Raw genomic sequence first — 19,139 nt, 5'->3', positions numbered from 1 at the left:
CCCCCCCCCCCCCCCCCCCCCCCCCCCCCCCCCCCCCCCCCCCCCCCCCCCCCCCCCCCCCCCCCCCCCCCCCCCCCCCCCCCCCCCCCCCCCACAGCCGGCCTGCGGACAAACGGAGCCCCCGCAAGGGGGTGCAGGGGCGCAGCCCCGCCCCGGGGTCCGGGGGCGCAGCCCCCGGGAGAGCCCCCCACCCACCCCCGGAGGGTTTAGGTGAAGGGGCGGGGTGGGGCTCCATCCGCCTAGAAGCCGTGCGGCAGCCACGGCGCCACCGGGGTCGTGAACGCCGCGCCCGCCTCCGCCAGCGCCCCCTCCCGGAGCTCCCGGACTCGGCCCGCCGCCGCGAGGGCCGCCAGCGACACCCCGCCCATGAACGCCGCCCCCAGCTCACGCACGGACAGCGCCACATCCGCCGCATCAGACGTGCGCGAGCACACCGCGCCCTTCCCGTCCCCGCTCAACCGCCACCGACCCGCATTCCACCCACAAAACGCATCCGCGACCTCGAAGACCACGTCCACCGGCGCCGAATAAGTACGGGACGCCAGCCCCGACCCCACGTCCACCAGCCGCACGTACAGCCCGTCCCGTATCCGCACCCCGCACCGCCGCACATCCGACACGAGGTGCAGCAGCGGGTCGTCCGCCGGACGGTTGCCCGCCTTGACCGTCGACGTCAGGTCGATGTCGCAGAGGAACCGCCACAGCGCGCCGTACACCGCAGGGTCGTCCGCGTTGATGTCCCGCAGCGTCACGACGCCCTTCGGGCCCGCCGCGTCCCACACCGGCTTGGTGTGGAAGCGCACGTACCCCACGACCTCGCCGCCCCGCGAGGCCAGCACGCACTGCGCGGGCGACCCCCCGTCCCGGAAGCCCGGCGGGTCGAGGAGCGGGTGCCGCTCCCAGCCGGGCGTGCGCAGGAACATCCCCGCGCGCGTGCCGGCCGCACGCCCGTACACCTCCTCGCACGCCGAAGCGGCATCCGCGAGGGACGCGTACCGCAGGGTCACGTCCTCCGCGCCCTCCGGCACCTCCACCCGCACCCGCGAGGAGTCGATCTCCAGTCTCATCTGCTGGGTGGCGAGGCCGAACCCGTACCGCTCGTAGATCCCCGGCTCGGACGCCGTGAGGACGGCGAGCGGGACGCCCTCCTCGCGCAGGACGTCAAGCTGGCTCCGCATCATCGACGTGAGGATCCCGCGCCGGCGGTGCGTCGCGGCGACGCCGACCGCGCTGACCGCCCCGGTCGGTACGAATGCGCCGCCCGGCACCGACACCGGCAGGGCGAAGGTCTGCGTCGTACCGACGACGGACGGCCCGTCATAAGCTGCCAGGCATCGCGCCGGATCGATCACCGTGCGCCAGAACTCCTCCAGCTCCGGATCCTCGGGTACGCCCCCGAACACCCGCTCCACCATCCCGTACCACTGGTCGAAGTCGGCGGGGTCCAGAGCACGTACGTCCACAGTCATACGCCATGACTACCAGCGGTTATGACATCCGGTCGACCGGATTTCGAACACAGTCCCAGAGGGGTCCCCCTGCGCATGGCGGCGTCGGCTGGATAGGGTCACCGGCAATGGCACGACGCGTGGGAGCGGATTCGTACAGTGCCCGGTGGCGCAAGTCGGCGCACCGGGCACGTATCGCGCTGCGCAAGTCCGGGGTCGACTACTTCCGGGGCGACGGATCGGACTGGATCGCGCTCGTGGGCCTGCTCCTCACCGTCCCGGCGATCACCTTGGCGACGCTCGCCTCACCGGTCTGGTGCGCGCCCGGCGCGCTGGCCCTGCCGATCGTCGCGGGCGGCGTCCTGCTCCGCCCCGCGAGCCTGCTCGGCCTGTACGCGGCCGCCGCCCTCGCCCTGATCGTGGAGTCCGTACAACTGGGCCCGTACACGGAGGGCCCCGCCAGGGTGACCCCCGGCACGGTCCTCGTGGTCGCCGCCTGCGGCCTCTTCGGCCTCCTCATCGCCCAGTTCCGGGCCCGCGTCGGCGTGCCCTGGCGGCGCGGCGGCACCATGCTCTTCGACCTGCGCGAACGCATCCGCGTCCAGTCCGCCCTGCCACGCCTGCCGCGCGGCTGGCACCGAGAGATGGCCCTGCGCCCGGCGGGCGGCCAGTCCTTCTCCGGCGACTTCGTCGTGGCGGCCCGTACGAACGGGAACCGCACGCTCGAAGTCGTCCTCACGGATGTCTCCGGCAAGGGCATGGACGCGGGCTCGCGCGCGCTGCTCCTGTCCGGCGCGTTCGGCGGGCTGCTCGGCTCGCTCCCGCCGCACGGCTTCCTCACGGCGGCCAACGGCTATCTGCTCCGCCAGGACTGGGACGAGGGGTTCGCGACCTCGATCCACCTCGTCCTCGACCTGGACTCCGGCGACTACGAGCTGCTGTCCGCCGGCCACCTCCCCGCCCTGCACCTCCAGGCGGGCTCCGGCCGCTGGCGCGAGGTGACGGGGGAGGGGCCGCTGCTCGGGGTGTACGACGGGGCCGAGTTCCACCCGGTCAAGGGCTCACTCGGCCCCGGCGACGTCCTGATGCTCTTCACGGACGGCCTCGTCGAGACGGCCGAACGCGACATCGCGGAAGGCATCGACCGCCTCACGGGCGAGGCCGACCGTTACGTCACGACGGGCTTCGAGGGCGCGGCGTGGCACCTGATCGAGGCGGTGGCGAAGGACGTCAACGACGACCGGGCGCTGCTCTTGATCAGGCGTGATGCGTGAGGTCGTGCACGAAGGCCGCGAACGCGGCCGGGCTGACGGTGAGGGCGGCGCCCTCGGGCCGCTTGGAGTCGCGGATCGCGATGGCGTGGGGGAGGTCTGCGACCTCGACACATTCGCCGCCGCTGCCGCCGCTGTAGCTCGACTTACGCCACGACGCGCCCCCGAGTGCGGCGCACTCGACGCAGTCACCCCCGCTGCCGCCGCTGTAGCTCGACTTACGCCACTGCGCGTCCGTCAGGTCCATAGCGTTCCTCCATTACGCGAGCGATCAGTGCAGCCGAGTCCTCGGGGGAGAGGGCTGTGGCTTGCAGGCGAGCGTATCCGACTGAACGCTCCCTGATCACTGGCGGGTTGGCGGTCATGTGCCCGATGTCGTAGCTCTCCGAGTAGAAGAGGTCCGGGTCGTCATCGAACCGCAGGAGGGTGAACGACCCTAGCGTTGCGGGGTGTTCACCGACCGAGAAGGGGAGCACCTGGAGGTACGTCCACGGACGTTCGCAGACATTCAGCAAGTGGGCCAGCTGCTTCCGCATGACCTTCCTGCCGCCGACCTCGCGGTACAGCACCGCCTCGTCGAGCACCACCCACAGCGCGGGCGGGGTGTCCCGCTCCAGGATCCGCTGGCGTTCCAGTCGAGCAGCAACCAGAGTGTCGAGGTCGTCTGGACTGTGGGCGCCCACGAGCGCCTCCGCGTACTCCTTCGTCTGCAACAAGCCGTACACCACCTGCGCCTGGTAGGTGCTGATGTACGTAGCCCGCGCTTCCATCTCTGCGAACTGCTGGAACCAAGTCGGCAGTTGGCTGCGCAGCACCAACCCCACCAGCCGCGAGAACCGGCCCTCCGTCCCCAGCGCAGCGTCAACGCGCTCCGAGAAGTTCCTGGTCGGCACCTTCATCGCCGTCTCGATCTGGCCGATCAGCGACGCGGCACAGAACAGGCAGCCCCCTAACTGCTCCTGCGTCATCCCGGCGCGCTCGCGTTCGCGGCGCAGCTCGGAACCGTAATAGTCGAGCGGCGACGCGCTCGGATCCAGCGTGCGGATGTTCACCACGGCGGCCTCCAGCGGCTCGCGGAGTTGCTCAGGTCACATAGCGGAGCGTAATCAAGCAACCGCGCCCCGCGAGGGGAAACGGGACAACTCCCGTACGGGGGTGGGGGTGTCCCCACCCCCGATCCGCCGGGAGCCGCCATGGCCCGCGACCTGCCCGGATCCGTAACTTCGAGGCATCGGACAACGCACGTACGAGGAGAGGTCGAGGACGATGGCACTGGGACGCGGCAAGCGGCGGGCGACACGGGTCGAGGCCGCCGAGGGCGACCCCGGCTGGGCCGTCGAGCTGCGCGGGGTGCGGCGTCAGTACGGGCGCGGCGGCTCGGCCGTGCACGCCCTGCGGGGGATCGACCTCAAGCTGCCGCGCGGGAGCTTCACGGCGGTGATGGGGCCGTCGGGGTCGGGCAAGTCGACGTTCCTCCAGTGCGCGGCGGGGTTGGACCGGCCCACGGACGGGTCCGTACGGCTCGGCGGGACCGAGATCACGGGCATGAGCGAGAACAAGCTGACCGAACTGCGCCGCGCCCGGCTGGGGTTCGTGTTCCAGGCGTTCAACCTGCTGCCTTCGCTGACGGTGGAGCAGAACGTACTGCTGCCGATGCGGCTGGCGGGGCGGCGGCCGGAGCGGCGCCGGGCCGAGGAACTCCTGGGCCAGGTGGGGCTGGCGGGGAAGGGGAAGCGTCGCCCGGGTGAGCTCTCCGGTGGTCAGCAGCAGCGCGTGGCGATCGCGCGGGCGCTGGTGACGCGGCCGGACGTGGTGTTCGCGGACGAGCCGACGGGCGCGCTGGACACGAGGACGGCGGCGGAGGTGCTTTCGCTGCTGCGGAACGCGGTGGACGGGATGGGCGCGACGGTCGTCATGGTCACGCACGACCCGGGCGCCGCCGCCTACGCCGACCAGGTCCTCTTCCTCGCGGACGGGTCGATGGCGGACGCCCTCACGGGCGCGTCGGCGGGGCAGATCGCGGGCCGGATGACGTCGCTGACGGCGCCGGCGACGACGTACGCGGCGGCAGCGGCGTGAATTCCCCCACCCCGCCCCTTCCCGCTGTGACATTTGCGGCTCCGCCGCGTGGCCTCCGGGGGCCCCTGAAGCGCCCCTTCGGGGCGCCCCTGTAGGGGCGCGGGGAACTGCGCGAGCAACCCGGCACGGTCCGCAGCCGAAGCTCCAGGCCGCCCGCCCAGGGCTTTCGGGAAGGGGCGGGGTGGGGAATCCCGCCCGCCGCAGGCGCACCCCCACCCGCACACATGCACGCACCTACAGGAGTCACCCCACCATGACCCCCCGCCCCAACGGCCTCGCCCGCGCAGCGATCCGCTTCAAACCGTCCGCCTTCGTCGGCACCTTCGTCGCCCTCTTCATGGCCGCGATGATCGTCTCCGCGTGCGGGATCCTCCTGGAGACCGGAGTGCGCGCGTCCGTCCCGGCCGAGCGGTACGCCGGCGCCCCCGTGGTCGCCGCCGCCGACCAGCAGGCCCACTACACCACCGGCGGCGGCGAGGACCGGGACACCGAGTCCGTCGCGCTGCCCGACAAGGCGCGGCTCGACGCCGCCCTGACGGCCCGCGCGGCGACGGCCCCCGGCGCGTCCGCCGCGATCGCGGACGTCTCCTTTCCTGTACGCGACGTACGTACGGGAAATACGCCCGCGACCGCCCACGGCTGGGGCTCGACCGCCTTCACCGGCACGAAGCTCACCTCCGGCACCCCGCCCCGTACCGGCCAGGTGGTGACCGGCGACCGCGCCGCCATCGGCGACCGGCTCGCCGTCGACACCCCGTCCGGCAAGCGGCAGTTCACGGTGTCCGGCACCACGAAGGCCCCCGGCACCATGTGGTTCACCGACACCCAGGCCATGGCCCTGTCCGGGCACCCCGGCAAGGCCGACGCCATCGCCGTACTCGCCAAGCCCGGCGTCGCGGCCTCCGCCCTCGCCGACCAGGTCGCCCAGCGGCTCGGAGACGCGGCCGAGGTCCACACCGGTGACGGGCGCGGCGCCGTCGAGACCCGCGGCCTCGCCTACGCCAAGGAGCTGCTGACCGCGCTCGGCGGCTCCTTCGGCGGCATGGCCGCCATGGTCGCCGTCTTCACCGCCGCCGGGACCGTCACGCTCTCGGTCGGCCAGCGCCGCCGCGAGTACGCCCTGCTGCGCGCGATCGGCGCGACCCCGCGCCAGATCCGGCGCACCATCGCCACCGAGACCATGCTGGTCGCCCCGCTCGCGGGCGCGCTCGGCTGCCTCCCGGGCGCGGCGCTCGCGAACTGGTGGTTCGGACAGCTCCGCGACAAGGGCGCGGTCCCGGAAGCCGTGGACCTGTCGGTGTCGTGGATCCCGATGGCGGCGGCGGCCGGCGCGGCCGTGCTGACGTCGCTCTTCGCCGGGTACATGGCGGCCCGCCGCCCGTCCCGCACCAAGCCGGGCGAGGCGCTGCGGGACGCGTCGGTGGAGCGGCTGCGCATCGGCTGGATCCGTACGCCCCTGGGCGTCGCGGCCCTCGGCGGCGGCATCGCCTTCACGGGCGTGGCCGCGTCCGAGAAGGGCGAGAACGCGGCGAACGCGGCCCTCGGCGTCGTCATGCTCTTCATGCTCGCCGTGGCCCTCCTCGGCCCGCTGATCGCCCGCGCCTGCGCCGGTCTGTTCGGTCTGCCGCTGCGCGCGGCCGGCGCTCCGGCGTCGCTGGCGGCGGCCAACTCCCGTACGAACGCCCGCCGTCTGGCCTCCGCGATCACCCCGATCGTCCTGGCCATGGCGTTCTCCTCCACCCTCGTCTTCATGCACACCAGCGAGGACCGCGTCACCGCGAAGCAGCAGCGGGCGGGCCTCGTCGCCGACCGGGTGATCACCGGCCCGTCGGGCCTGACCTCGGACGCGGTGGCGCGGGCGAAGGCGACCCCGGGCGTCGACACGGCGGTGGGCCTGACCCGTACGTCCGTCCTGGTCCACTCCGGCGGCGCCCTCCAGTCGATCTCCACGCAGGGCTTCACGGGCACGGGCGCCGACCTCGCGCGCGTCCAGGACCTCGGCGTACGCAAGGGCTCCCTGGACGCCCTGAAGCCCGGCACGATCGCCCTGGACAAGACCCTGGCGAACGACACGCACGCGCGCGTGGGCGACCGGCTCGACATCCTGCTCCCCGACGGCACGAAGGCGTCCCCGAGGGTGGTGGCCACGTACGACAGGGGCCTCGGCCTGTCCCAAATAACCCTCCCGCAGGGCGACTTGGCCTCCCACACGACGACGGTGGGCATGCCGACGGAACTCCTGCTGAAGGGGAAGGCCGCGGCGTCCGCCCTGGCGCCGCTCGGCGACACCGTCACGGACGCGGCGGGCTACGCCACGGCCAAGAGCGTGGAACGCGACCTGAACGCCTGGGCCAACACGACCATGGCGGCCGTACTCGGCGGCTTCGCGGCCGTCGCGGCGGCGAACACGCTGGTCATGACCATCCTGGACCGCCGCCGCGAGCTCGGCACCCTGCGCCTGATCGGCGCGACCCGCCGCCAGGTCATGGGCATGGTGCGCTGGGAGGCGCTCCTGGTGACGTCGGCGGGCCTGATCCTGGGCACGGCGATAGCCCTGGCGACGCTGATCCCCATGATGAACGGCCTGACGGGCGAGAGCCCGTACATCCCGCCCGTCCTGTACGGATCGTTCGCCGCGGGCATCCTGGGCCTGGGCCTCGCCTCCACGGCGCTCCCGGCCCGCGCGGCCCTACGCTGAGCCGCATGCTCACACTCCCCGAGGTCGAGGCGATCGCGAGGGCGGCCCACGCCACCCAGACCGACAAGGCGGGCCGCCCGTACACCGAACACCTGGCGGCCGTGGCCGAAGGCGTACGCGCGCGTGGCGGCACCGAGGAGCAGATCGCGGCGGCGTGGCTGCACGACGCGGTGGAGGACGGGGCGCTGTCACAGGAGCGGCTGGAGTGGGCGGAACTGGCGCCCGGGGTACGGGAGATGGTGATGGCGGTGACCAAAAGACAGGGCGAGGCCCTTCCGGCCTACGCGGCCCGAATCCTCGCCGCCCCGGGCGCGCTGCTGGTCAAGGAGGCGGACCTGGCCCACAACGCGGACCCGGCCCGCCTCGCCGCCCTCGACGAGCCCACCCGTACCCGCCTCACCCACAAATACGCCACCATGCGCGCCCTCCTGGGCTTGGCGTGATCCATACCTTGGCTATGTGTCAGGCGGCAGCACCTGCAGGGGTGTTGGTGGCACGATGGACCCTGCGGGGTGTGCTCGGCGGCACATTCCGGGCCGGCAAGGCGGACCGACCAAGGGTGTGATCAGTTGTGGCCATTTCACTGTCTGTGGTGCTGCTGTTGGCGATCGTCCTCGTGGTGATGATCCGGGGCGGCTCCATCAAGACCGGCCCGGCCATAGTCGCCGCGCTCTTCGGTTTCTTCATGGCGTCGACCGGGATGGCGCCGTCGATAAACCGCTTCCTGAACTCGCTGGCGGAAACGATCGACCAGATCAAGTTCTGAGCACACCCGCCGGGTCCCGGAAACACTTCGGGCCCGGTGAGCTGGTCACCGGGCCCGAGGCCGTGGAGCGGGCGACGGGAATCGAACCCGCGTAGCTAGTTTGGAAGACTAGGGCTCTACCATTGAGCTACGCCCGCGTGTGTCGCGTCGCAGGTCGGGAACGACCGCGGCACGAAGAGCATCGTAGCGGGTCACCCCCCGCGTGCGCACACCGCATCCGGCCGTGCGGCCCGGTGCGCAAAACGGCCGACGAATTCCCCGCGGGCATGTACCCTACGTGTCGCACCGACGGGGTGTGGCGCAGCTTGGTAGCGCGTCCGCTTTGGGAGCGGAAGGCCGTGGGTTCAAATCCCGCCACCCCGACAGCAGCGTCCGGCAGTGGCCGACGGCGTCCCCGGATGGCCTTCGCCGACTCTCCGTGCACGCCTCACACGATCTCCGCGCACAAGATCGCATTGTGGGTGGCATCCCGCTTGCGGTTACTATGCAAGCTGCGTGCCCGTGTGTCTGACCAATCCGATGAACCGGGCCCCATCCGCCCGCGGCCGTCGGCCACCGGGCAGAACCCCCAGAAGTCAGCCACAAGGAGACCGAACCGTGAAGAGCGCCGTGGAGACCCTGAACCCGACTCGGGTTCGGCTCACTGTCGAGGTGCCCTTCGAGGAGCTCAAGGACAGCCTCGACGCGGCGTACAAGAAGATCAACCAGCAGGTCACGGTGAAGGGCTTCCGCAAGGGCAAGATCCCGGCCCGCGTCATCGACCAGCGGTTCGGCCGTGGTGCTGTGCTGGAGGAGGCCGTCAACGACGCGCTCCCCAAGTTCTACACCGAGGCGGTCAACGAGGCCGAGCTGAACCCGCTCGGCCAGCCCGAGGTCGACATCACGGAGCTGAAGGACGGCGAGACGCTGAACTTCACCGCCGAGGTCGACATCCGCCCGACCATCGAGATCCCGGACTACTCGGGCATCGAGGTGACCGTCGACGCGGTCGAGGTCTCCGACGAGGACGTCGAGAAGGCCGTCTCGGACCTGCGTGAGCGCTTCGCCTCGACCTCCCCGGTCGAGCGCGCCGCCCAGGACGGCGACGTCCTGACGATCGACCTTGAGGCCAAGGTCGACGGCGAGGTCCTGGAGGACGGCGTGGCCGAGGGTGTCTCGTACACCATCGGTTCCGGCGAGCTCCTCGACGGCATCGACGAGGCCGTCAAGGGCCTGGAGGCCGGTGGCGAGGCCACCTTCACCTCGCAGCTCAAGGGCGGCACCGCCGAGGGCAAGGACGCCGAGGTCACCGTCAAGGTCACCCAGGTCGCCGCGCGCGAACTGCCGGAGCTGGACGACGACTTCGCGCAGCTCGCCTCGGAGTTCGACACCCTCGACGAGCTCAAGGCCGACAGCCGCAAGCGCCTTGAGAACATGAAGCAGTTCGACCAGGCCACCCAGGCCCAGGAGCGCGTGCTCGACGAGCTGCTGAAGATCACTGAGGTCCCGATCCCCGAGAAGCTCCTCGCGGACGAGATCCAGACCCGCAAGCACAACCTCGAGCACCACCAGCTCGGCCAGATGGGCCTCGACCTCGCCAAGTACCTGGAGATCCAGGGCAAGACCGAGGAAGAGTTCACCGCCGAGACCGAGGAAGCGGCCGTCAAGGGCATCAAGACGCAGTTCATCCTTGACGAGCTCGTCAACAAGGAGAAGCTGAACGTCAACCAGGAGGAGCTCACCGAGCACCTGGTGCGCCGTGCCGCCTCCTCCGGCATGTCCCCCGACCAGTTCGCCCAGGCCGTCGTCGAGGGTGGCCAGGTGCCGATGCTCGTCGGCGAGGTCGCCCGCGGCAAGGCGCTGGCCGTGGTCGTCGAGGCCGCCAAGGTCGTCGACACCAACGGTGAGGCCGTTGACCTGGAGGACGACGAAGACGAGGCCGCCGAGGTCGAGGCCGCCGCCGAGACCGTCGAGGCCGTCGTCGACGCCGACGCCGAGGAGAAGACCGAGGCCTGAGCCTCGGCCCGACCTCGTACGGCAGGCACCGCCTGACCACGCGTACGAAGTACGTGAGGAGGGGCCCGCGACGCAGCCGCGTCCGGGCCCTTCCGCGTACCCGGACCGAAGCCGTGCCCAGGCGCCCCGTGGCCGGTTCTGTACGCACCCGCGCTTCAACCACCTTGCGCTCCGAGCGAACAGTTCGGGAACCGGGATGGCGTTGTCCTACCTGCGCGTTAGGGTCCATGAATACGGGGGCGTGGAGTCAGCCGGTGAAGTCGGCCGCAAGCCCCGCCCTCTGAATGAAGACGCTGAGACGGCCGAAGCCGTCAGAGACGAGCAGGTGGATACGTGACGAATCTGATGCCTTACGCCGCCGGTGAGCCGTCCCTCGGTGGTGGCCTCGGCGACCATGTCTACAACCGGCTCCTCAACGAGCGCATCATCTTCCTCGGCCAGCAGGTCGACGACGACATCGCCAACAAGATCACCGCACAGCTCCTCCTCCTGGCCGCCGAGCCGGAGAAGGACATCTACCTCTACATCAACAGCCCCGGCGGCTCGGTGACGGCCGGCATGGCGATCTACGACACCATGCAGTACATCCCGAACGACGTGGTCACGATCGGTATGGGCATGGCGGCCTCGATGGGCCAGTTCCTGCTCACCGGCGGCACCGCCGGCAAGCGCTTCGCGCTGCCGAACACCGACATCCTGATGCACCAGGGCTCCGCCGGCATCGGCGGCACCGCCTCGGACATCAAGATCCAGGCCGAGTACCTGCTGCGTACGAAGACGCGCATGGCGGAGATCACCGCCCGCCACTCGGGCCAGACGGTCGAGACGATCATCCGCGACGGCGACCGCGACCGCTGGTACACGGCGGAGGAGGCCAAGGCCTACGGCCTCATCGACGACATCATGGCCCACGCGGCCGGTGTTCCGGGCGGCGGCGGCACCGGGGCCTGAGCCCCTCTCCCCGGCTCCCAGCGAGCCGGGGACCCCAGCCCCGGCCCCTGAGCACCCGAGCCCACAGAACGCCACCAGGATGGTGAACCCCGACATGCAGAACAACCTCTCCGCAAGCGGCCTCTACACCGGCCCGCAGGTGGACAACCGCTACATCGTGCCGCGCTTCGTCGAGCGCACCTCGCAGGGCGTGCGTGAGTACGACCCGTACGCGAAGCTGTTCGAGGAGCGCGTGATCTTCCTCGGCGTGCAGATCGACGACGCCTCCGCCAACGACGTCATGGCGCAGCTGCTGTGCCTGGAGTCGATGGACCCGGACCGCGACATCTCGATCTACATCAACAGCCCGGGCGGCTCGTTCACGGCCCTGACGGCCATCTACGACACGATGCAGTTCGTGAAGCCCGACATCCAGACGGTCTGCATGGGCCAGGCGGCCTCCGCCGCCGCCGTGCTGCTCGCCGCGGGCACCCCCGGCAAGCGCATGGCGCTGCCCAACGCGCGCGTGCTGATCCACCAGCCGTCCTCGCAGACCGGCCGTGAGCAGCTCTCCGACCTGGAGATCGCGGCCAACGAGATCCTGCGCATGCGCAGCCAGCTGGAGGAGATGCTGGCCAAGCACTCCACCACGCCCATCGAGAAGATCCGGGACGACATCGAGCGGGACAAGATCCTCACCGCCGAGGACGCCCTGGCGTACGGCCTGGTCGACCAGATCGTGTCGACCCGCAAGACGACGTCGGCCGCGGCCGCCTGACGCAGCCGGAGCCCCTGGCGCGGTACATATGACGGTCCACGTCGAAGTGAACCGCGCCAAGGGGGGCCCGAACGGGGGGCCAGGCAAGGTACCGTCGGATATGAGGCACCAGGAGCCGCTGAACGTGGCGTCTCCCAGGCGAAGGGGAAGCACCTCGTGGCACGCATCGGTGATGGCGGCGACCTGCTCAAGTGCTCGTTCTGCGGCAAGAGCCAGAAGCAGGTGAAGAAGCTCATCGCAGGCCCCGGTGTGTACATCTGCGACGAGTGCATCGATCTCTGCAACGAGATCATCGAGGAGGAACTCGCCGAGTCCTCCGAGGTGCGGTGGGAGGAACTGCCCAAGCCGCGCGAGATCTACGAGTTCCTGGAGAGCTACGTGGTGGGCCAGGAGCCCGCCAAGAAGGCGCTCTCCGTGGCGGTCTACAACCACTACAAGCGCGTCCAGGCCGGTGAGAACGGCGGCGCGCAGGGCCGGGACGACGCGATCGAGCTCGCCAAGTCCAACATCCTGCTGCTCGGCCCCACCGGCTCCGGCAAGACCCTCCTCGCCCAGACCCTCGCCCGGATGCTGAACGTCCCGTTCGCCATCGCGGACGCGACGGCGCTGACGGAGGCGGGCTACGTCGGCGAGGACGTCGAGAACATCCTCCTCAAGCTCATCCAGGCCGCGGACTACGACGTCAAGAAGGCCGAGACGGGCATCATCTACATCGACGAGATCGACAAGGTCGCCCGGAAGAGCGAAAACCCGTCGATCACGCGTGATGTGAGCGGCGAGGGCGTACAGCAGGCGTTGCTGAAGATCCTGGAGGGCACGACGGCCTCGGTGCCGCCCCAGGGCGGGCGCAAGCACCCCCACCAGGAGTTCATCCAGATCGACACGACGAACGTGCTGTTCATCGTGGGCGGCGCCTTCGCGGGCCTGGAGAAGATCATCGAGTCGCGGGCCGGCGCGAAGGGCATCGGCTTCGGCGCGACGATCCGCTCCAAGCGGGAGATCGAGGCGAGCGACCAGTTCCAGGAGGTCATGCCGGAGGACCTGGTGAAGTTCGGGATGATCCCCGAGTTCATCGGCCGCCTGCCCGTCCTCACCTCGGTCCACAACCTCGACCGCGAGGCGCTCCTCCAGATCCTGGTCGAGCCGCGCAACGCGCTGGTCAAGCAGTACCAGCGCCTGTTCGAACTCGACGGCGTGGAGCTGGACTTCGACCGCCCGGCCCTGGAGGCCATCGCCGACCAGGCGATCCTGCGCGGCACGGGGGCGCGCGGTCTGCGCGCGATCATGGAGGAAGTCCTGATGTCGGTGATGTACGAGGTCCCGTCCCGCAAGGACGTGGCCCGCGTCGTCATCACGTCGGACGTCGTCCACAACAACGTCAACCCGACACTGGTCCCGCGCGAGCCGCGGATCGTGAAGAACGACGGGCGGCACGAGAAGTCGGCGTAGCCGACGGGTTGTGCGGGTGTGTGAAGGTGCCCGCCCAGTGGGGCAAGTCCTCCTCTGGGCGGGCACCATTGCGTCCGCTGCCGTGTGGCATTGACCAGGCCGGTTTCGGTCTGGTCGTACCTGTTCAAGACACTTCCATGATCGTTTATTGACGTTCGAGCCGCTGAATGATCAGTTCGGTTCTGGTGCGAGGGCATGGGGCTCTGACCAGACTCATGGAAGGCTGAACGTGAAACTGCTCAAGGTGAAGCGCGTCATCGGTGCGGCGGGCTTCGTGGCCGCGACCGCGGTGGCTGTACCGCTGATGACCGCTGGGACGGCACAGGCCACGGCGGTCGAGTGTGACAACTACCTGACGCGTGCCGGATACAACGTCGGCCCCAAGCTGCAGAACGCCTGCCTGATCAAGGGCCCCTGGGCGGGCGCGGCCAATCCTGTTTGCATCGGGAAGATGGTCGCAATAGGTGTCAAGCCCGACGACGCGGACGAGGCTTGCTCGCGCGCGTGAGGCGAGCGGGTCAGGCGGTCGGGTCAGGCGGGCGGGGTGATCTGGAGCAGCGATCACCCCGCCCGCCGAGTGGACTTGGAGGTTACTTCTTCACACGCGCGGTGTTGTACAGCTTCGCCGCGAGGTCGGCGACCTGGTCGGTCGGCATGGTAGCGCCGCCGCCCTTGCCGAGCATGGCCGCCATGTCGATCGCCTCGACGACACCGACCGTGGAGTAGTCCGACCAGATACAGATCGGGATCTCGGCGGTCTTGGCGTCCTTGGTGTCGGTGACCTTGGCGTTCTGGCACTTCATCAGCGCGCCCGAGAACCCGGCGGGCTTGATCGACTTGGGGCTGCCGACCAGCTCGGCCTTGGTGTCGCTCTTCTTCTTGTCGTCGTCGCTGCTCTCCTGGAGCTTCGCGAACATGGCGTCGAGCGTCTTCGACGGGTCGCTGATGTCACCGTAGAAGCCGTGGAACATCAGCGTCTTGCCGCCCAGCGGGTTGCTGGCGTCACCGGCCGCCTTGTAGGACCTGGACACCTCCGAGGGGTCCTTGATCCCCATCGCCTCGGCTTCCGTCTTGTCCTTCTCCGACATCTTCTTGTCGGAGGAGGAAGAGGAACTGGAGCTCTTGTATTCGCCGACCGTCGCCGGGGTCACCAGCTTGTAGCCCTTGGTGCTCGCGGAGACGTCGCCGCTGCCGCCGCCCCCGCCCTTCGTCACGAACCACATGCCACCGCCGATGACCGCGACCGCGACGACGACGGCCGTCACGATCAGGCCCGTCTTCTTCTTGGCCGGGGCGGGCGGCATGGGCGCCCCGTACGGCGGCTGCTGGCCGTACTGGGGCTGCTGGGCCGGGTAGCCGTAGCCCTGCTGGGGCGGGACGCCCTGCGGGGGCTGCTGCGGGTAGCCGTAGCCGGGCTGCGGCTGCCCGGGCTGCCCGTACGGCTGCTGCGGCGGCTGCTGACCGTACGGGCCGGGCTGCTGGGGCTGGCCGCCGTACGGGCCCGGCTGGTTGTAGCTCATTGCTGGGATTCCCCCTATGGATGCTTATCTGATCCAGACATCCTGGCGGACAACCAGGCCGCACGGCGCATCGGGGGGCCGACCGTTACTAAAGATTCCCGTTTCAGTACCGGCCGGTGACACCTCTAAACTGAGCCCCGTGACCGAGAACACTCAGCAGCAGAACCCAGCGCCCACCACCGAACTGCCGACCCAGTACGCGCCGGCCCAGGTAGAGGGGGAGCTGTACGAGCGCTGGGTGGAGCGCGGTTACTTCGAGGCCGACGCCAAGAGCGACAAGCCTCCGTACACCATCGTCATCCCGCCGCCCAACGTCACCGGCAGCCTGCACCTGGGCCACGCCTTCGAGCACACGCTGATCGACGCCCTCACCCGCCGCAAGCGCATGCAGGGCTACGAGACGCTGTGGCAGCCCGGTATGGACCACGCCGGCATCGCCACCCAGAACGTCGTGGAGCGCGAGCTCGCCAAGGAGGGCAAGTCCCGCCACGACCTGGGCCGCGAGGCGTTCATCGAGCGCGTCTGGCAGTGGAAGGGCGAGTCCGGCGGCCAGATCTCCGGCCAGATGCGCCGCCTCGGCGACGGCGTCGACTGGTCCCGTGAGCGGTTCACCATGGACGAGGGCCTGTCCGAGGCCGTCCAGACCATCTTCAAGAAGCTGTACGACGACGAGCTGATCTACCGCGCCGAGCGCATCATCAACTGGTGCCCGCGCTGTCTCACCGCGATCTCCGACATCGAGGTCGAGTACCAGGACGACGAGGGCGAGCTCGTCTCCATCCGGTACGGGGAAGGTGACGCCTCCATCGTCGTGGCGACCACGCGCGCCGAGACGATGCTCGGCGATACGGCCGTCGCCGTCCACCCCGAGGACGAGCGGTACAAGCACCTCGTCGGCACCGAGATCGAGCTGCCGCTGACCGGCCGCCGTATCCCGGTCGTCGCCGATGAGCACGTCGACCCCGAGTTCGGCACCGGCGCCGTCAAGGTGACCCCGGCGCACGACCCGAACGACTTCGAGATCGGCCAGCGCCACGGCCTGCCGAACCTCGCCGTCATGGACGAGCACGCGGTCATCACCGCCCACGGCCCCTTCCAGGGGCTGGACCGCCTTGAGGCCCGCTCGGCCATCGTCGCCGCCCTGCGCGCCGACGGCCGCATCGTCGCCGAGAAGCGCCCGTACACCCACTCGGTCGGCCACTGCTCGCGCTGCAAGACCACCATCGAGCCGCGTCTGTCGATGCAGTGGTGGGTCAAGGTCGGCCCGCTCGCCAAGGCCGCCGGTGACGCGGTCCGCGACGGCAAGGTCAAGATCCACCCGCAGGAGATGGAGAAGCGCTACTTCGACTGGGTCGACAACCTCCACGACTGGTGCATCTCGCGCCAGCTCTGGTGGGGCCACCGCATCCCCGTCTGGTACGGCCCGAACGGCGAGATCGTCTGCGTCGGACCGGACGAGCAGCCGCCGGCGGGAGAGGGCTGGCACCAGGACACCGATGTCCTCGACACCTGGTTCTCCTCCGGCCTGTGGCCGTTCTCCACCCTCGGCTGGCCGCAGCAGACCGAGAGCCTCGCGAAGTTCTACCCGAACTCCGTCCTGGTCACCGGCTACGACATCCTCTTCTTCTGGGTCGCCCGGATGATGATGTTCGGTCTGTACGCGATGGACGGCACCCCGCCGTTCCACACCATCGCCCTGCACGGCATGGTGCGCGACCAGTTCGGCAAGAAGATGTCGAAGTCCTTCGGCAACGCGGTCAACCCGCTGGACTGGATGGACACCTACGGCTCCGACGCGGTCCGCTTCACCCTGGCGCGCGGCGCGAACCCGGGTGTCGACGTCCCCATCGGCGAGGACTGGGTCCAGGCGTCCCGCAACTTCGCCAACAAGATCTGGAACGCCACGCGCTTCGCGCTGATGAACGGCGCCACGGTCGAGGGCGAACTGCCGCCCGTCGAGCAGTTGTCGGCGGTCGACCGCTGGATTCTGTCCCGACTGAACAAGACCGTCGCCGAAGTCGACGCCCTCTACGAGGACTACCAGTTCTCGAAGCTGTCGGAGGCCCTCTACCACTTCGCGTGGGACGAGGTCTTCGACTGGTACGTGGAGTTGTCGAAGACGACCTTCTTCGAGGGCGGCGAACAGGCGCGGGTCTCCGGCCGGGTCCTGGGCGAGGTCCTGGACGTCACCCTGCGCCTGCTGCACCCCGTCGTCCCGTTCGTCACCGACACCCTGTGGACGACCCTCACCGGCGGCGAGTCCCTCGTCATCGCCGACTGGCCCAAGGACAGTGGCTTCCGCGACGAGGCGGCCGAGCGCGAGATCGAGCTGGTCCAGCAGGTCGTCACCGAGGTCCGCCGGTTCCGGTCCGACCAGGGCCTGCAGCCCGGCCAGAAGGTCCCGGCCGAGCTGACCCTGACCGGCACGGCGCTGGCCCCGCACGAGGCCGCCATCCGCCAGCTGCTGCGCCTCCAGCCGGCGGGCGAGGGCTTCCACGCCACCGCCTCGCTGCCGGTCGCGGGCGCCACGGTCGCGCTCGACCTGTCGGGCACGATCGACGTCGAGGCGGAGCGCAAGCGCCTGACCAAGGACCTCGGCGCGGCCGAGAAGGAGAAGCAGCAGGCCAACGGCAAGCTCGGCAACGAGGCGTTCCTCGCCAAGGCGCCGGACAACGTGGTCGACAAGATCCGTACGCGCCTTGCCAAGGCCGAGGCGGACATCGACCGGATCACGACGCAGCTGGCGAACCTGCCGCAGGCGTAAGCAGGGACGAGAAGGGCCCCGACCGTTGAACGGTCGGGGCCCCTCGTTTTCGCGTACGGGCGCGACGTGGGTCAAATCACGCGATTAGCCCCCAACCAGGGTCGAAAGTCAGCCATGGGAGGTCCAGAGACCTTGCATGATGGAAGGCATGTACGTTCCGCCCCCCGCCTCCGTGCTGCGGCGCGCGCTGGGCGACGACCGGGCCCGGGACGTACTGATCGCGCTGGCCGCCTTCGCGCTGATGATCATCGATGTGCCGGGCCTCGCGGCGGCGGACAACTCCCTCAGCGGGGCCACGGTGCCGCCGGTGCTCGCGGCGGGCTCGGCCACGCTGCTGCTGCGCAGCAGATGGCCGTGGATCCCCTACCTCGCCGCCCTGGTCTTCCTCGGCTGGCTGCACCAGCTGACGCTGATCCAGTTCGCGCTGTACTCACTCGGCCGCTTCCGGGGCCGCCGCACGGCGGTGGTGGCGACGGTGCTGTACGTGGCGGTGGCGTGCACGCTGTTCTACGTCCCCGACTGGCTGGGGCACCGCGCGGACACGCTCAGCTCGTTCCTGAGCATCGTGGTGCCGGTGGGGGTGCTGTCGTCGGTGGTGGGCGTGGCCACGTACCGCCAGGATCTCGTACGCGAGGTACAGGCGCTCCAGGCCGTGCAGGCCGAGCGGGCGTCGGTGGCGCGGGACGTCCACGACATGGTGGGGCGCGAGCTGACGATGCTGGCGGTGACGGCGGAGGTACGGGCGCGGCGGGCCCTGGGCGGCCCCCACGAGCAGGACTTCGACTCCCTGGCCGAGACGGCGCGCCGCGCGCACCACATGCTCAACGAGATCATCGTCGCCCGGGCGGACGAACGGACGGCGACCCCGGGCCTGGACGGCCTGCCGTCCCTGGCGGCGGAGACACGGCGGGCGGGGACGCCGGTGACGCTGGCGGTGGCCGAGCGGGCGTACGGGCTGTCTCCGTTGCGCCAGGCGGCGGTGTACCGGGTGGTCCAGGAATGCCTCACGAACGCGGTGAAGCATGCGCGGGGGGAGGGGGCGGCGGTGACGATCGGCGTCCGGGGCGGCGAACTCCACGTCCACGTCCGCAACAGCCTGCCGTCCACGGTGCCGCCGACGGCGCCGGTGTCGTCGGGGACGGGGACGTTCTCGATGCGGGAGCGGGTGGAGAGCATGGGGGGTGCGCTGACGACGCGGCGCACGTCGACGACGTACGAGGTCGAGGCGACGCTGCCGTCGGGTACGGCGTGATGCCCGACGGGGCCGCGCCCCGAACCCCGCTGCGCCTGGCTGTGGCCTGGCGGCCCCGTCGGGGGCTTCGCCTCCGGACCACGTGTCTGTGTGCGGGCCGGTGGGGGTTGGGGGGGGGGGGGGGGGGGGGGGGGGGGGAGGGGGGGAGGGGGGGGGGGGGGGGGAGGGGGGGGGAAGGGGGGGGAGAAA

General features: G+C 70.4%; 16 protein-coding genes and 2 tRNA genes. 13 read left to right on the top strand and 5 right to left on the bottom strand.

Translation table 11 applies throughout. From position 1 onward, the window contains the following. Positions 1–239: 239 nt before the first annotated feature. A complete protein-coding gene (locus ACZ499_RS32670; RefSeq protein ID WP_468679829.1) occupies positions 240–1,469 on the bottom strand; it encodes a GNAT family N-acetyltransferase in 1,230 nt (409 codons plus the stop codon). Between the two features lie 107 nt (positions 1,470–1,576). Between ACZ499_RS32670 and ACZ499_RS32665 the strand changes: the two genes are divergently transcribed. Further along, complete coding sequence (locus tag ACZ499_RS32665; RefSeq protein WP_468406673.1) at positions 1,577–2,722, top strand: PP2C family protein-serine/threonine phosphatase; 1,146 nt, start codon at positions 1,577–1,579, stop codon at positions 2,720–2,722. On the opposite strand, the gene ACZ499_RS32660 is transcribed toward ACZ499_RS32665, so the two are convergent. Both ACZ499_RS32660 and ACZ499_RS32655 read right to left on the bottom strand, forming a co-directional pair. After that, positions 2,706–2,966: a DUF397 domain-containing protein gene (locus tag ACZ499_RS32660; protein ID WP_468679828.1), complete on the bottom strand. Its 261-nt coding sequence runs from the start codon at positions 2,964–2,966 to the stop codon at positions 2,706–2,708. The genes ACZ499_RS32665 and ACZ499_RS32660 overlap by 17 nt on opposite strands. Then, entirely contained in the window at positions 2,938–3,774 is an 837-nt protein-coding gene (locus tag ACZ499_RS32655; RefSeq protein ID WP_468679826.1) for a helix-turn-helix domain-containing protein, read from the bottom strand. Before ACZ499_RS32655 ends, ACZ499_RS32660 begins: the two co-directional genes overlap by 29 nt. Positions 3,775–3,985: 211 nt before the next feature. Between ACZ499_RS32655 and ACZ499_RS32650 the strand changes: the two genes are divergently transcribed. The 4 genes from ACZ499_RS32650 to ACZ499_RS32635 all read left to right on the top strand — a co-directional run bounded on the left by ACZ499_RS32650 (position 3,986) and on the right by ACZ499_RS32635 (position 8,262). Then, entirely contained in the window at positions 3,986–4,798 is an 813-nt protein-coding gene (locus tag ACZ499_RS32650; RefSeq protein ID WP_468679824.1) for an ABC transporter ATP-binding protein, read from the top strand. Between the two features lie 253 nt (positions 4,799–5,051). Further along, a complete protein-coding gene (locus ACZ499_RS32645; RefSeq protein ID WP_468679822.1) occupies positions 5,052–7,496 on the top strand; it encodes an ABC transporter permease in 2,445 nt (814 codons plus the stop codon). A gap of 5 nt (positions 7,497–7,501) precedes the next feature. After that, complete coding sequence (locus tag ACZ499_RS32640; protein WP_468679820.1) at positions 7,502–7,939, top strand: HD domain-containing protein; 438 nt, start codon at positions 7,502–7,504, stop codon at positions 7,937–7,939. Between the two features lie 128 nt (positions 7,940–8,067). Continuing rightward, complete coding sequence (locus tag ACZ499_RS32635; protein ID WP_101388310.1) at positions 8,068–8,262, top strand: hypothetical protein; 195 nt, start codon at positions 8,068–8,070, stop codon at positions 8,260–8,262. A gap of 63 nt (positions 8,263–8,325) precedes the next feature. On the opposite strand, the gene ACZ499_RS32630 is transcribed toward ACZ499_RS32635, so the two are convergent. Further along, positions 8,326–8,399: transfer RNA gene (locus ACZ499_RS32630), tRNA-Gly, on the bottom strand. A gap of 152 nt (positions 8,400–8,551) precedes the next feature. Here ACZ499_RS32630 and ACZ499_RS32625 point away from each other — a divergent pair. The 6 genes from ACZ499_RS32625 to ACZ499_RS32600 all read left to right on the top strand — a co-directional run bounded on the left by ACZ499_RS32625 (position 8,552) and on the right by ACZ499_RS32600 (position 13,922). Further along, positions 8,552–8,625, top strand: a tRNA-Pro gene (locus tag ACZ499_RS32625). Positions 8,626–8,859: 234 nt separating this feature from the next. Further along, a complete protein-coding gene (gene tig / locus ACZ499_RS32620; protein ID WP_468679818.1) occupies positions 8,860–10,257 on the top strand; it encodes a trigger factor in 1,398 nt (465 codons plus the stop codon). A 345-nt stretch (positions 10,258–10,602) separates the two neighbouring features. Continuing rightward, on the top strand, positions 10,603–11,208 hold the full coding sequence (locus ACZ499_RS32615) for an ATP-dependent Clp protease proteolytic subunit (protein WP_468407097.1): 606 nt from the start codon (positions 10,603–10,605) through the stop codon (positions 11,206–11,208). Positions 11,209–11,302: 94 nt separating this feature from the next. Then, positions 11,303–11,965 carry an ATP-dependent Clp protease proteolytic subunit gene (locus ACZ499_RS32610; RefSeq protein ID WP_101392375.1) on the top strand — a complete coding sequence of 221 codons (663 nt, stop codon included), beginning with the start codon at positions 11,303–11,305 and terminating at the stop codon, positions 11,963–11,965. A gap of 156 nt (positions 11,966–12,121) precedes the next feature. Beyond that, positions 12,122–13,414: an ATP-dependent Clp protease ATP-binding subunit ClpX gene (gene clpX / locus ACZ499_RS32605; RefSeq protein WP_067158960.1), complete on the top strand. Its 1,293-nt coding sequence runs from the start codon at positions 12,122–12,124 to the stop codon at positions 13,412–13,414. A gap of 229 nt (positions 13,415–13,643) precedes the next feature. Beyond that, on the top strand, positions 13,644–13,922 hold the full coding sequence (locus tag ACZ499_RS32600) for a hypothetical protein (RefSeq protein WP_468679815.1): 279 nt from the start codon (positions 13,644–13,646) through the stop codon (positions 13,920–13,922). An 82-nt stretch (positions 13,923–14,004) separates the two neighbouring features. Here ACZ499_RS32600 and ACZ499_RS32595 read toward each other — a convergent pair whose 3' ends face one another. Beyond that, a complete protein-coding gene (locus ACZ499_RS32595) occupies positions 14,005–14,934 on the bottom strand; it encodes a hypothetical protein (RefSeq protein ID WP_468679813.1) in 930 nt (309 codons plus the stop codon). A 139-nt stretch (positions 14,935–15,073) separates the two neighbouring features. Here ACZ499_RS32595 and ACZ499_RS32590 point away from each other — a divergent pair, with 139 nt between their 5' ends. Then, positions 15,074–17,698 carry a valine--tRNA ligase gene (locus ACZ499_RS32590; protein WP_468679811.1) on the top strand — a complete coding sequence of 875 codons (2,625 nt, stop codon included), beginning with the start codon at positions 15,074–15,076 and terminating at the stop codon, positions 17,696–17,698. Between the two features lie 148 nt (positions 17,699–17,846). Next, positions 17,847–18,950 (top strand): sensor histidine kinase, encoded by a 1,104-nt coding sequence (locus ACZ499_RS32585; RefSeq protein WP_468679809.1) that lies wholly within the window; start codon positions 17,847–17,849, stop codon positions 18,948–18,950. The last annotated feature ends 189 nt before the right edge of the window (positions 18,951–19,139 follow it).

Source organism: Streptomyces sp. NPDC031265 (assembly GCF_055570295.1).
Note: the sequence above shows the minus strand (reverse complement) of the source record. Positions and strands in the feature narration are given on the sequence as shown.